The sequence below is a fragment of the Coleofasciculus sp. genome (genome assembly GCF_046539235.1).
Lineage (GTDB): Bacteria > Cyanobacteriota > Cyanobacteriia > Cyanobacteriales > Coleofasciculaceae > Coleofasciculus.
The window spans coordinates 1-14,655 of sequence record NZ_JBKHHI010000139.1 but is presented as its reverse complement, the minus strand read 5'-3'; the positions used below and the strand labels follow the sequence as shown (position 1 = coordinate 14,655).

General features: G+C 47.4%; 10 protein-coding genes. 3 read left to right on the top strand and 7 right to left on the bottom strand.

Going from position 1 to position 14,655, the window contains the following annotated elements:
* The 5 genes from ACLFWI_RS14370 to ACLFWI_RS14350 form a co-directional block, all read right to left on the bottom strand.
* The coding region (locus ACLFWI_RS14370; protein WP_446413479.1) for a glycosyltransferase family 2 protein at window positions 1-1,002 on the bottom strand (1,002 nt) is incomplete at its 3' end.
* A gap of 55 nt (window positions 1,003-1,057) precedes the next feature.
* Window positions 1,058-2,341, bottom strand: a complete 1,284-nt coding sequence (locus ACLFWI_RS14365; protein ID WP_446413478.1) for a glycosyltransferase — start codon at window positions 2,339-2,341, stop codon at window positions 1,058-1,060.
* Between the two features lie 84 nt (window positions 2,342-2,425).
* The gene (locus ACLFWI_RS14360) at window positions 2,426-3,349 is read right to left on the bottom strand and encodes a glycosyltransferase (RefSeq protein WP_446413477.1); all 924 of its coding nucleotides are present in this window, start codon (window positions 3,347-3,349) and stop codon (window positions 2,426-2,428) included.
* Between the two features lie 161 nt (window positions 3,350-3,510).
* On the bottom strand, window positions 3,511-4,971 hold the full coding sequence (locus ACLFWI_RS14355; protein ID WP_446413476.1) for an NAD(P)/FAD-dependent oxidoreductase: 1,461 nt from the start codon (window positions 4,969-4,971) through the stop codon (window positions 3,511-3,513).
* 43 nt (window positions 4,972-5,014) lie between these two features.
* A complete protein-coding gene (locus ACLFWI_RS14350; protein ID WP_446413475.1) occupies window positions 5,015-6,142 on the bottom strand; it encodes a glycosyltransferase family 2 protein in 1,128 nt (375 codons plus the stop codon).
* A 659-nt stretch (window positions 6,143-6,801) separates the two neighbouring features.
* Here ACLFWI_RS14350 and gyrA point away from each other — a divergent pair.
* Entirely contained in the window at window positions 6,802-9,393 is a 2,592-nt protein-coding gene (gene gyrA / locus ACLFWI_RS14345) for a DNA gyrase subunit A (RefSeq protein WP_446413474.1), read from the top strand.
* Between the two features lie 145 nt (window positions 9,394-9,538).
* Here gyrA and ACLFWI_RS14340 read toward each other — a convergent pair whose 3' ends face one another.
* Both ACLFWI_RS14340 and argC read right to left on the bottom strand, forming a co-directional pair.
* Window positions 9,539-11,767, bottom strand: a complete 2,229-nt coding sequence (locus ACLFWI_RS14340; protein ID WP_446413473.1) for a Na-K-Cl cotransporter — start codon at window positions 11,765-11,767, stop codon at window positions 9,539-9,541.
* Between the two features lie 382 nt (window positions 11,768-12,149).
* Window positions 12,150-13,208: an N-acetyl-gamma-glutamyl-phosphate reductase gene (gene argC / locus ACLFWI_RS14335; protein WP_446413472.1), complete on the bottom strand. Its 1,059-nt coding sequence runs from the start codon at window positions 13,206-13,208 to the stop codon at window positions 12,150-12,152.
* Window positions 13,209-13,528: 320 nt separating this feature from the next.
* Here argC and ACLFWI_RS14330 point away from each other — a divergent pair, with 320 nt between their 5' ends.
* Together ACLFWI_RS14330 and ACLFWI_RS14325 are read left to right on the top strand one after the other, a co-directional pair.
* Window positions 13,529-13,954, top strand: a complete 426-nt coding sequence (locus tag ACLFWI_RS14330) for an ArsR/SmtB family transcription factor (protein ID WP_446413471.1) — start codon at window positions 13,529-13,531, stop codon at window positions 13,952-13,954.
* Between the two features lie 40 nt (window positions 13,955-13,994).
* Window positions 13,995-14,504 (top strand): hypothetical protein, encoded by a 510-nt coding sequence (locus ACLFWI_RS14325; protein ID WP_446413470.1) that lies wholly within the window; start codon window positions 13,995-13,997, stop codon window positions 14,502-14,504.
* The last annotated feature ends 151 nt before the right edge of the window (window positions 14,505-14,655 follow it).

The following is a 14,655-nucleotide window of genomic DNA, read 5'->3' as shown; positions in this document are numbered from 1 at the left end:
AGGCGGAGTAGTCAACTGCTGCTGCCGTTTTTGTTCCTTGGCATGACGAGTGGTTAAATAGCGATTCAGGCGATGCTCGAACCATATAAGTACCTTCTCTAGCTTGGGGCTATAGAGTCCGAAGGTTAACCGGAAAATAATCGGAACAACGATACTCATTTTGCGTCGCCAACCCAGCTTTTTGTATTTAGTTGTAAAGTAGCTATCTTCAGCTAAATTCCACTTCTCTTGCAGGCGATTGAGGCTTGCTAAAGTCCAATCATCACTCCAACGTAGCATGTAGTAGTGCAAATCACCCCACTCCGAGGGAGGACCAGGTACGTAGGTAACCATGCACGTCGGTTCAAAGTAGACAGAAGCTCCGACTTCTCGCACACTCATGCAAAAGTCTAAATGCTCTTTGGTATTCAGCATTTGTTCATCCAGTTGTCCAACTTTATCGAAGATGGATTTGCGGACGAGAACGCAATGAAATTCAGCCAATTCTGTTTCCTGGCGCTGAAGCTGCGGCTGAATTTTCTCGACGGTTTTGCCTTGGCTATACATTTTTTCGCGCAGACGCCGTCGTCCGATTTTATCAACCCAAATATGAGATTCGCCTCCAGCAAAGTGAATTTCTTCATGGAGGGGTTCGTATTGACACATCAGAGGACCCACGACGGCTGCGCCTGTCTCTTGGGCACAATTGATCAACGCTTGCAGCCAACCTGCGGTGACAATTACGTCGTTGTCAACAAAGACAAGATAGGGTGTATCAACCTCTGCTAAGCCTATATTTCGGGCTTGATTGGGATAGAGATAATAGTCTTTGCGAATCAGCGTGAACTGTTTTTCTGCGGCTTTTGTCTCTAAGTAGTGGCGAATATGAGCGGGGGAATTGCCATCAACATAGACTAGCTTGAACGGGATCTGAGTATATTCGTAAATGCTTTCGAGAGATCGAGGAGCGCAGCTAAATCGCTCACGCGGGACAACAACGATGGTGACAATGGGCTCGGTCATAATTAACTCCTATCTTGACTAAATATTTTTTTCTGATAAACTTATTTTTTTTGAATTAAGGATGGCTAGGTTCCATGAGGGCGGGTTGCGATCGCACGGCTAAATTATCTGTTTCTAAGAGTTGCTGATAAAGCTGCACTAGCTTGTCATTTAATCGATGAATATCATAGTGTTGCTCGACATAAGCGCGTCCCGCCTGTCCCATCTCGCTCCAGCGCTCCGGGTGTTCAATCAAATATCCCAGCTTTTCGGCTAATGCTTCAGCATTACTCTCAGGCACTAAAAAGCCAGAAACGCCATCTTCAACTAGCTCTGGAATACCACCATGATACGTGCTAATCACCGGTAATCCCATTGCCATCGCTTCCTTGAGGACATTAATTGGCGCATCCTGATTACCATCTTGAGCGGTGATGCTAGGAGCGATAAACAGGTGAGATTGTTCGAGAATCTCAATAATTTCCTGCTCCCTTTTCCAGCCAACTAACTTGATGAATGATTCGGCATTAAGCGCTTGAATAATTGTTTGCAAGTGTTCCTTTAGGATACCATCTCCAATGATTTGGTATTCCAGTTGGGGATAAACCTGAGCCTGTTGAGCTACGGCACGGATAGCGTACTCAATTCCCTTCTTCTCCACCAAACGTCCTGTTGTGGCAATACGAATGATTCCGTCAGCGTTTAACTGACGGGGAATAAATTTAAATTTACTACAATCTAAACCAGAACGATGAACCGCAACCCGTTCAGGATTGCCGCCTAACTGAATCACTCGCTGCCGAAAAAACTCGCAGTTTGCCAGAAAGAAATCGCCGGATTTGAAAATCTCATCATAGACGCGATCGCCATGCTCTTGTACATATCGGCTAATATCATGACCTCGAAACATGACAATCAGCTTTGGCTGTGAATGTAAAACATTTTTAAAAAACATTCCTCGATAGCCTTGCGTCCCAAATTGACAATGAATAATGTCATAAGCTTGCTTATGCATCAAGGAAATGGCAGAATACATTAACCACAAGCTAGCGGCTTGTAGCCCATGCTGGCTAACATTTAAAGATTCCAGTAAGAATCGAGGCGACTTGTGAAAATTCACTAAAAGTAATCCAAGACCCTTGATAACACGCCAAATAAGATTATTGGGAATTTGAGTAAGCTGATAGGTTCGTTCTAATAAGCGATAGTTTTCGACATCGGGATGTACTTTTAATGTGTTTATCAAATGATCGGCATAAATATCAACTTCGTGACCTCGATCAATCACGCCTATGATCTGGTTCAAAATAAATGTCTCTGATAGAACTGGGAATTGACCGACAATAAATGCGATTCTCATACCAAGTCAATAACTTAATGTTTCAAGGAACTTTTTGAAGGTGTGGAATAGACGCCTGTCCACCTGCTTAATCAAAGTGACGAATTATCCCCGGTTAGGAATACCACCCAATTTAAGGCGAATTTTTTCTAACGCGCTGATAGAGCGAACGCCTAAAAATACCCAGCACACGGTCAATCGTTGATTCCAATTCCTCAAACGAGAATCGCGAAAGGCGCTAATAATAAAGTTAATCGGAGGAATCAAATCTTCGACGAGGAGTCGCGCAAACGTCTTATTGCGCTGGATAAAAGAATGCTCAGGCAGAATGAAACGGTTGTAAATTCCTCCGGCTAATCGTGCTGTACGGGTATAAAGTTGCTTAAACGTGCGGCGAGCCGGATGTGCGACACACACGTCATCAGCATAAACTTGCTGGTAACCCGCCGCATAAACTCGCTTTCCCCAATCGATATCACCATTAGAGCGGAGGTTAGCATTAAACAGTCCCACCTGATCAAAGAGGCGACGAAATGTAAACAAATTTGCAGTTGCTGCTCCTTGATGCTGTTCTAGAAGTCGCTGCTGAGGGAAAGCCGTAATACTCTCGTACAGCTCAACTGGAGTAGCGTGCTGGGGATTTTGAAAAAAGAGTTCCACGCGACCCGCAACTAAGCCACAATCCGGCACATTCAGTAAACGATGGACTCCTGATTCCAACCACTTGGCATCGGGAATACAATCCGCATCGGTAAAAGCAATCACCTCGCCTTTCGCAAAGGATATCCCTTTGTTCCGAGCCGCATAAGAACCGGGAGTGCTTTCATAAGCCACAATCGCTTGAGAAAATTGAGTGACTACCCCTTTAATATCTGCTGCTTCATCAGATGCATTATCGACAACAATCACTTCATATCCTGTTTTGGGATAGGTCTGATTTTCCAGAGCCTCTAAACAAAGTTTCAGACGCTCGGCGTCATTATAGACGGGAATGATGACGGATACAAATGGATGAGAATGAGATTCCATTTCCTTGGCGAGAAAGCGGTGATTTTTTATTCAATGAATTCTATAGGGACAGGCGGTTTATAGTCTAGAAACCTGCATCGGGGCGGGTTTAGTCACATTTTGGTGCAACCGAAAAGATAGTAGTGAAACCCGCCCCTACACGCTCAAAACTCAAACTTTGTTTACTTTGCCACAAGCTCTCGCTGTGGCTTTTTGGGCGACTCCTCTCTAGTAAACTCCTCGTGGTAAGACCGCTCAACATTGACATTCCACAAATCGTGATTTTCGCCGAGGATGTTTTTCACGGCTAGCATCGCTGTCAGCATGGAGTGGTCTTGATTGTTGTATCGGTGCATACCGTTACGACCCACTGTTTGCAGATTTTCAAAGGTCTGGATGTACTCTTGAATCACTTGAAGATGCTGACGGTATTCGCCGTCATAAACGGGATAGGCTTTATGTTGACGGATAACCACGCCGTCTTCGACATCACCCTCGTTAACACCTATATTTAGATTAATCGCCTCACGACTGGCTAACTCAATCAGTTCTACATCCGACAATTCCCAAAGTGGATCACCTTCGCTGCAAAAATATTCCATCCCCAAGCAGGTTTTACTCGGATCAGGCACCATTGCCGGACTCCAATTCTTGAAGTTTTGAATGCGTCCAACTTTGAAGTCTGGGCTATGGATATAAATCCAGTTGTCGGGAAATAGGTCGGGTTGATTCACAATCAGTGACACAATCAGAAAATCTCGATACTTCAGACCCTCTGCCGCTTCTAACACATAGTCCGGTGGCAAGGGGTCGAGGCGACGCAGCAGTGCAGTCACGGGCATACTAGAGATGAAATGATCGCCTGTGAATTGGAGCGTTTCATCCCCCTGTTTTGCCGTGATGCTTTTAATCCGAGTACCTTCCCGTTCGATGCGAGTCACGGTTGTATGCAGATGCACGGGAGCGCCTTGACTCTCTAGAATCTCTTGGCAACGTTCCCACATCATCCCCGGTCCTAATACCGGGTACTTAAATTCTTTAATTAAACTTTTGGCATTTTGGCTTTTGAAGACGGCATTGATCACCGCTCGTTTGAGAGACATGCCTTGAATGCGCTGTGCTGCCCAGTCAGCGCGAATTTGGCTGCAAGGAATTCCCCAAACTTTCTCAGTGTAGGTTTTGAAGAAGATTCTATAAAGGCGACGCCCAAAGCGGTCTGTTACCCACTCTTCAAAACTTTCTGGTTCTGGACCAGGGTTGAATCTGGCTCTGAATTTTGCCCTTAAGTAACTCAGCAGAATAAAGAAACTTTGGATGATGCCGAGATTTGATAGGGTGTTGAACAGAGACAGGGGATAGTTATAAAACTTGCCCTGATAATAGATGCGGGACAGACGCGGGACTTGGATAAATTCGTCTGCCAGAATTTCATGCCAAAACTGATCGACTTCGCCAACTTTGGTGAAAAAGCGATGACCGCCAATGTCAAAGCGATAGTCTTTGTAGGTTTCGGTGCGGGAAATCCCACCCACTTTATCTGCTTTTTCGAGGACGATGGGTTGAATTCCCCGTTTGAGTAGTTCGTAACCCGCCGTCAAGCCAGCCGGACCGCCTCCAATAATTACCACTGGATGATGGGTCAAGGATTTGCCTCCTAATTTTTTAGAATCTTAGATACGTAGAGGGTTAGAAAGAGTTGCCGATTACCAAAGAAACCAGAATTGAGGCACCAACTAATTCACGAGAAATTGACGCAAAGATTCGTTGTTCAAGCGCGAACAAGTCGCCGGGGATTGTTTGCCAGGTTGGGATAATCGGTTGATAAGTTTGCCAGTGGTGACGAACGAGTCCGATCGCAAAGGCTAATCCGCTATAGAAATAGTACAACCAATGCCAGGGTAAGGTTTGCAGGGCGAAGAGGAAACCGCGTTTTTGATAAAAGAATTGATAGACGGAGGCGTTGATTGCCAACAGCCCTAGACTCAAGAGAGCGACGCCCACCCATGCAGCCGATACCCACCAAACGGCGATTAGAGCCGCTAATAAGGTATACACTAAGACAACACTGATGCGGTTGGCAAGGTTGAGATTTAGGTCATTGACCATTTCGCGATCGCGTAATATTATCGCTGTCCAAGGGATTGCTCGATAAAAGATATCGGCTCTGAGCAGGGAGTAGGTTCTCCAGCATTTCAGATGCTTAACTTGGATGGTTTTACGCAAGCCAATCCGATACCCATTTCGTTTCAACCTGTTGCCTAATTCAATATCTTCCACACAAGGGAGACGATAACTCTGATCAAAGCCGCCGACGGCTAAGAAAATATCCCGCCGGATTGCACCACAAGCGCCCCAGAAGGTTGAGGCGTCTTCTGAGCCGGTTTGATGGGTGTAGTGATGGAATAAATTTTTGTATTGGGACAAGAAATTCGGCGCCCCTGGCTGATCATCGTAGGAGCCGATTAAGGCGGCCAGTTCAGATTCCTGGTGGAAGGTTGTCGCTACTTTACCGATGGTGTTGTCATGTACCTCGACATCGGCATCGACGAAGAAAAGAATATCACCGCTGGCTGCTTTAGCGCCTAAGTTGCGAGCTTTCGCTGGTCCGCCCGAGGTGGGAACTCGAATTACCTTAGCACCGAAGTCTTGAGCTAATTGCCAAGAACCGTCAGTATCGCCGTCAGCAACGACAATCACTTCTGATGGCTGGGGTGAGGCTTTGGCTAGACTGGCAAGGCAACGGCGAAAGGCTTCGCCACCGTTATAAACAGGGATGATTACCGATATTGTCGGTGTTGCGGTAGAAGGTGTCATCTGGCTCCTAGTTATGTGGGTTGTTGGGGCAAGCTTAATAGTTAGCTTTGCTGACGACATCTATCTGGGGTCAGATGGATAGTGTTTCTGGTACTCGACTCAAGCTATATGCCAGAAATTATGAATATCTACTTCTCAAATCTTAATCAAGCTTTGGGGTTAGCGATCGCACTTTTGGATTTTCTTTACGTAATCTTCACAGAATTCGCCTATTTGGGGTGATTGTATAAAGTTTTCGTGAATTTTGATCTGATGTAACATTTGATACGGAAATAAAACTTAAAATAACTTATTCGTTCAGAGTATTCAAATCTGGTTATTTTGGGGAAGCGGTCTTGTTCCCTCCCCAAGACGACGGGGAGGGTTAGGGAGAGGTTTATCCCAAGGTATGGGATTTTTGAATAGGATTCAAAACCGCTCATAAGTCAGTAGTGAGTAACTGCTCATTTTGACTTTACCCGATCGCGAACCCCCGGAAAACCCGCCCATCCCTTATCCCACTAAGGCTGCCCCTGACTTTAAGTCCGGGTAAACTTGTGTTAAAATCTTAAAAGAAAGAGGCAATATTTTAGCAACTATTTGGGTTAAACATAGCGGTTTAGCTCACTTTTTGCGCTTTTTTTGGTTAAATACTGAATTTTTATGGAGTTTTTCGTTCTATGAGTACCTCCCAAGAGCGGATTGTCCCGACAAATCTTCGCAGCGAAATGTCTAGGTCATACCTAGAATATGCCATGAGCGTCATCGTGGGTCGGGCGCTACCCGATGCGAGGGATGGACTCAAGCCAGTACATCGGCGGATTCTCTATGCGATGCATGAACTGGGACTCACCCCCGATCGCCCCTTCCGGAAATGCGCCCGTGTTGTGGGTGAAGTCTTGGGAAAATATCATCCCCACGGCGATACCGCGGTTTATGATGCCTTAGTTCGCATGGCGCAGGATTTCTCCATGCGATCGCCCCTAATTAACGGACATGGGAACTTTGGTTCGGTGGATAATGACCCACCCGCGGCAATGCGTTACACAGAATGCCGCTTGCAATCCTTAGCCACAGACTCCCTCCTCCAGGATATTGAGTCAGAAACCGTCGATTTTCTGGATAACTTCGATGGATCACAACAAGAACCCATCGTTCTCCCCGCCCGGGTTCCCCAGATACTCCTGAATGGATCATCGGGTATTGCCGTTGGTATGGCAACCAATATCCCGCCCCATAATTTGGGTGAATTGGTGGATGGCTTAGTCGCCCTAATCCATAACCCAGAAATCACCGAAAAAGAATTGATGCAGTATATTCCCGCCCCTGACTTTCCCACTGGCGGTCAAATCCTGGGCAGATCTGGCATCAAAGACGCCTACACCACCGGACGCGGCTCAATCACCATGCGGGGTGTGGCGCAAGTGGAAACTATTGAACACCGGGGACGCCCGGATAAAGAAGCGATTATTGTCACCGAATTGCCCTACCAAACCAATAAAGCGGCATTAATTGAAAAAATTGCCGAACTGGTGAATGATAAGCGCATTGAAGGCATTTCCGATATTCGGGATGAAAGCGATCGCCGGGGAATGCGGGTGGTGATTGAACTGAAGCGGGATGCTTATCCCCGTGTGGTTCTTAACAATCTCTACAAGCAAACCCCCATCCAAAGCAATTTTGGTGCCAATATGTTGGCATTAGTCGGGAATGAACCCCAACTGTTGACGATCAAGCAGTTCCTCGAAGTCTTCCTGGAGTTCCGCATTGAAACAATTACCCGGCGCACCCAATACGAACTCCGCAAAGCCGAGGAACGGGATCATCTGTTACAAGGGTTACTCATTGCCCTCGATAACTTAGATGCGGTAATTGCTGTCATTCGCGCCGCCGCCGATACCGCCACCGCCAAGAGTCAATTAATCGAGCAATTTGGACTGTCCGAAGCCCAAGCCGATGCCATTTTGCAAATGCAACTGCGACGGTTGACGGCATTAGAAGCCCAGAAAATTCAAGCGGAACACGAAGAGTTACAAGTTCGCATTGCCGATCTGCAAGACATTCTGGCAAATCGATCGCGGATTCTGGAAATTATCGAAACCGAAGCGCTGCAGATTAAAACCACCCACGATACACCGCGCCGCACGGTGATTCAAGAGGTGGAAGGGGAACTGGATGATATTGACTTAATCGCCAATGAAAAAGCGGTGATTTTAGTCACCGAACAAGGGTATATCAAACGGATGCCGATTCACTCCTTTGCCGCCCAAGCCCGGGCAACCCGAGGCAAAGCCGCCGCCCGGATGAAGGAGGATGATGGGGTTGAGCATTTTCTCACCTGCTGTGATCACGACAGCCTCCTCTTTTTTAGCGATCGCGGTGTCGTTTATTCCCTACGCGCCTACCAAATCCCGGCCGCATCTCGCACCGCCAGAGGGGTTCCCATCGTGCAGATGCTGCCTATTCCCCACAATGAAAAAATCACCTCAGTTGTACCTGTTTCTGAGTTCACCGATGATGTCTATTTGGTGATGTTAACCCGGAAAGGGTATATCAAAAAAACGGCGTTGGATGCCTTTAGTAATATCCGGGCAAATGGGTTAATTGCCATTTCCCTGGGTGAGGGCGATCAACTGCGTTGGGTGCGTCTATGCCGAGCCGAAGATAGTATTATCATTGGTTCGAGTCAGGGCATGGCAATTCATTTTAAAGCCGATCACGATCAACTGCGTCCCCTAGGTCGGGCGACACGAGGGGTGAAGGCGATGAAACTGCGCTCTAAGGATGAGTTGATCAGTATGGATATTCTCCCGGCTCAAGTTGTCGAGAGGCTGATTGCTACAGCTAACAGTGAAGAGGTGGAAACAGAAGACGATACCAGCGATGAAGTGAATGGGGAAGAAATTCACGAAACCGCCGGTCAAGGACCCTGGGTTTTGGTGGTAACGACAGGGGGTTTAGGTAAGCGAGTGCCAGTATCTCAATTCCGGCTGCAAAATCGCGCCGGAATGGGATTAGTAGCAATTAAGTTCCGCCATAAAAAAGATAAACTCGCTGCATTGCGAGTGGTGAATCAAGGGGATGAGTTGATGATGGTAACCATGCGAGGGATTATCATTCGCCAAGCCATTGATGCCATTTCCCCCCAATCCCGAATGGCGACAGGGATACGAGTCCAGCGCTTAGATGAAGAGGATGCGATCGCCGCGGTGGCGTTAGTTCCTTTATCCGGTTCTGAGGAAGAAGCTGAAGCCCTGGATGAGGCGTTGTAGCGTCATTTAGGCAACAGGGTGATATCAACTTAAGCTATAAGCTACAGCCCTCACCTCCAGCCCCTCTCTATCCCCCTAGCCCCCCTTAAAAAGGGCAAATTTGTAGGGGTTTGGTCACCAAACCCCTACTTTGGTGACCAAACCCCTACACACCCCCCTCCTGTAACACTTCCGAGAAGGCAAAATCGGGTTCGGCTAACACAAATACGGTTGTCGGTAATCCCGTGGCTAAACCTTGCAAACGTTCGTAATAACTGGTGTAATCATCCATCGGTTTTGCCATCCCCAAAAAGACTAAATCCGCACTTTGGGAAGAACGGCGCAGGATTTCTGGGAACGGGCGTCCCTTTGCCTCAATCACTTGCGATCGCGCCCCAATCCGCAGTTGTTGAGTTAAATTTTCTAGATTCTTCCGCGTCGCTTTGGCGGCGGCTTCATTAGCGACGACTAATTTAAGATTAATTTCGGCACTGCGCCATTCCAGACTCGTCCGCAACAGATACGCCAAAATTAACATCAAGCCCCCATTTGCCTGTAAACCCCCCCACCACACATCAATCCGTTTGCGCCGACCAAATCCCCGTTCCTCCACATCCCGTAATATCACCACATTGCGACGGGCTTGGTGTAGGTTAGCGATCATCTGACAGTAACTACCCCGATGAGAGGCTTGTTCACTATCGCCTAAGAGAATCGTATTGGGAACCAACGGACCAATCCCATACGCCTCAACTAACCGTTCCGCCCCAATAAACGGATCAGGGGCGGTAATTAACCGGGCTAACCCTTGCACCCCCCGCTTCTCTAAATACTCGCGAATCGTGGCTTCCATTTCCAACTGCTTGGCTGGATCACGAGATCCACTGGGAATCACACTGGCGACGGTAAATAAGCTGCGTTTGTGGGTTAAGTTTGCCGCAAATTCGACCAAATGCCAACGATGAGTCGGCGCCCCAGAAAAGACCAAAATATGAGGACGCCAGTTTTTGGTATCGGGGGTATACTCTAGGCGAGTAATGCCGGTGCGTACCAGCGCCATCCAGATTCCCTGACGCACATCACCCCAAGCACTTTCTAATTCCCGCCGTTCTAACCAAATATAAACACTCAATACAATAATCGCTGCCATGAACGTCGCCACAGCGTTGAGTAAGAACATCACCCACAAACAGCCTATCGCCCCTAGTAGGGATATAGACCAATGCACCCGGAAGGAGGGGCGAAAGGAGGGGCTGCGTAAAAAGGTTTCAATTCCCGCCGCCACATTCAATACCAAATAGGTGGTGAGGAAGAACATACTCAAAATTGGGGCGATTACGTTGAGATCCCCCAAAGCCACGGCGACTAAAACCAAGCCCAAGGTTACTATCGTCGCAATACGCGGTTCATCTTCTGATCTAGTACCTGTCCCCAGAAACTTCAGCCACCGAGGTAAAACCCCATCCCGCGCCAACGCCTGCATGACTCGGGGCGCCCCCAGAATACTGCCAATCGCACTCGATAATGTCGCCCCCCAAACCCCGAGTAAAACTGAAGGACCCCAGAGGGAGATTTTCTCCATAATTAACGGGTTTTCGATTAAGGTGAGAGCATCCGCCCGCATGGCTAAAATTATGGGTAATGCCATATAAACCACATAACCCGTCCCCACCGCCGCCAAGGTACCAATGGGAATCGAACGGCTAGGATTGCGTAAATCCCCGGACATATTCACTCCCGCCATAATCCCGGTAACAGCGGGAAAGAAGACAGCAAAGACACTCCAGAAGGGTTCAGAGTTTTGCGGTTTCGCCCCCCACATTTCAATCTGAGTATTCGGGTCAACGGGGGACCCAAAAATCAAACAAATTAAAGACAGCGCGATCGCTGCCATAATAAAATACTGTGCCTTAATCGCAATTTGGGCAGAGGCGATCGCCAGAATTGCCACTAGAATCGTGGTAATAATCGCCGTCAGCTTTTGATTTAATTCCGGAAACGTCAGCGTCAGACTCTCAGCAAAACCAATCGTATACAACGCCACGGATATCGCCTGGGCAAAATACAGCGGAATCCCCACCGCCCCGCCGGTTTCAATCCCCAGAGAACGGCTAATCATAAAATACGCCCCCCCAGCCCGTACCACCCGATCCGTTGCGATCGCACAAATTGACAGTGAGGTAATAAACGTAATCGCCGTAGACAGGGTGACAATCATCAGCGTCCCCAACAACCCCACATTCCCCACAACCCAGCCAAATCGCAGGTACATGATTACACCCAGAATCGTCAGGAGTGACGGTGTATAAACACCCCCAAATGTACCCAAACCCTTTTCCGGTTCAGGGGGAATTACTGGAGATGACTGCGAACGTTGACGGAAGGGGTTTTTCATGGTAAGCACCTAAGCCTGGTTCAATCCAACGAGAAAGGGGAGAATTTTTTCAGCAAAGACAGCGTGAGTTATCTGTGTACTTCCCCGTAAACAAGCAAAAAAAATGAGTTCAAGCGTTCTAGCACCCTCACGAAACCCGTATCACACCCTAATTTAAACGATTTTAAGCAGTCGGCGATCGATTCTACTGAATACCCATGTCCGTTACTGTAGCAAAAAAAAATTCTCTCGAATCTCTATCTAAGGATTGGGGTATGTTGATCCTTGGCTGCGATCGAGGAAACCAGGTTTGTCGGGGCGGGTTTAGGGACTTTCGTTTCGCCATGAGATAATAACATTCGTACAAAACCCGCCCCATCACCCCATCACCCCCTCACCTGATCTACGGATAAAAACTCAACAACGGTAATCCCAACTTTTCATCCCACCCCATAATCAGATTCAAACATTGAATCGCTTGACCGGCTTGACCTTTAATCAAGTTATCAGTAACTGACATAACAATCACCCGATCAGTACGCGGATCAACTTCAACGCTGATATAACACAAATTCGTCCCACATGCCCACTTAGTTTGCGGATATGTCCCACTGGGTAATATTCGCACACAAGGAGACGCGCGATAAAATGCATTATAAATCGTCGCCAAATCTTCTCGCACTAATCCCGGATCACGCAATGTTGCATAAACCGTCGCCAGAAGTCCACGTACCATTGGCATTAAATGAGGGGTAAACTGTACCATTACCTCATGACCCGCCAAATCACTGCAAATCTGCTCAATTTCCGGGGTATGGCGATGACGCGCCACCCCATAAGCCGACACCGAACTATCGGCTTCTGCGAGTAAAAGATTAGTTTTCGCCTTACGTCCCGCCCCCGATGTGCCTGATTTGGCATCAATAATCGCCGTATCGGGCTGAATTAACCCTTGTTTAAGCAACGGTGCAAGTGCCAAGAGACTGGTAGTAACATAACAGCCAGGACACCCTACCAACTTCGCCTTAGCGATGCGATCGCGATATAATTCCGGTAAGCCATAAACCGCTGAAGCTACAGTTTCCTGGTCATCGCGTTCTCCCCCATACCAGGTTTTATAGGTCTCCAAATTCTTAAACCTATAGTCAGCCGAAAGGTCAATCACCTTACACCCTTTCGCCAACAACGTCGGCGCCATCTGACAAGCCAAACCATTAGGTAACGACAGAAACACCACTTGACAACGGCTGGCAATTTTATCTAGATCAATCTCCTCAATGGTCAAATTCACACAATGACCTAGATGAGGATACAGTTCCGAAAACGGCTTTCCCGCACTACTACTTCCCCCCAAATAAACCACCTCAACGCCGGGGTGATCCATCAATAGGCGTATCAATTGCACGCCTCCATAGCCAGAAGCGCCAATAATTCCCACATCCAGGCGTCCTAAATCACCCATAATATTCCTTCCCTAACAGAGTTAACATCGAAAACAGATGAACATTTGCTGCATTTTAGCTTGAACCGTGATTTCGTGATTTATTTATGGATGGCAGGAATGTTGATTGTGTCGGGGCGGGTAATGGGACTTTCCTATCGCTATTGATGATCACGTTAATGCCAAACCCGCCCTGACTATCTGTAGAGGTAGACTTTACGACTATCGGTTCCTTTTCACCCAGATGTAACTAAACCCACCCCATCTCCCCACCTGCACTCGGTTCAGAGAATTCGCTACTATAAAGTCAGACCATTCCACTACCCAGGGATAGTAACTCAATGCCAATCGAATTATCCATGCAAAAGGCAAAGGTTTCTGCTAATCCAGACACAGAAACACCTCATTGCCATCCGCCCCATCCTGTAGAAAGCCAGCGGATTGGTTCATTGCAGCCAAAAATGCTGAACACCGAAAAAGCCCAACGCATGGCAGAATTGTTCAGTTCCCTAGGTGATACAAATCGGCTGAGGATCATCTCCTTACTCGCGATCGCAGAACTGTGCGTATGTGACATCGCCACCGCGCTGGATATGAGCGAATCCGCCGTCTCCCATCAATTACGCACCCTACGAGCCATGCGATTAGTAAGGTATCATAAATGTGGTCGCAAGGTCTATTATCATCTTCAAGATCAGCACGTTCTCGACTTGTATCAATCCGTCGCCGAACATCTAGATGAACCTGATCTCAATGATGAATCCTAAATTCCCGATTCCCCATTCCCCATTCCCTGTTCCCTAAAAAATGATTATTTGGCAACAAAATAGTGACAATCCTGAAACTGGCGCAAATCTCACCAAAATCAGCAAATTTTGGACAGCGCTAAACAACCGTAAAATTGCATGGCGACAGCGACTAATTCCTCCCAGTGGAAATGCCCAGGAAATCGACTGGGAATGGCAGCGGTTTGACGACGACTTTAAGCTGCAAAATCCCCAAATTCGCGGAATTACCCTCTACTGGCAAAAAGTGGACACAGATCAAGAACGCAGCACCACCCCCTGGAAACTTGAACTTGATCCGCAACGGCTTCAGCTTTATATTTATCCTCAATCTCAGAAAAATTTAGTCATCCGGGTGGGAATTCCGGAAGTTATCTATCAGAAAATAGAAATTACTAATCCTCAATGGGAAAGTTACTCTCAAGATGAAAATCATCTTATCACATTGCGCGATAAGCAGCAACAAATCGAAGTCAAACTTACCCTAAGTCCCGAAAATATCGCCCAGCTTAAAGAAAATCTGCCCGGATAGCAGCAGTTGGAGATACCCCTAGTGCAGCAGGCATAAAAATATTTGAGCAGCTTCGTAGATACGATGAAGCAGGGGGAGCAGGGGGAGCAGGGGAAGCAGGGGAAGCTACGACGGTGCGTTTATTAAACGGTTTGTTGATTAATTCAGCATC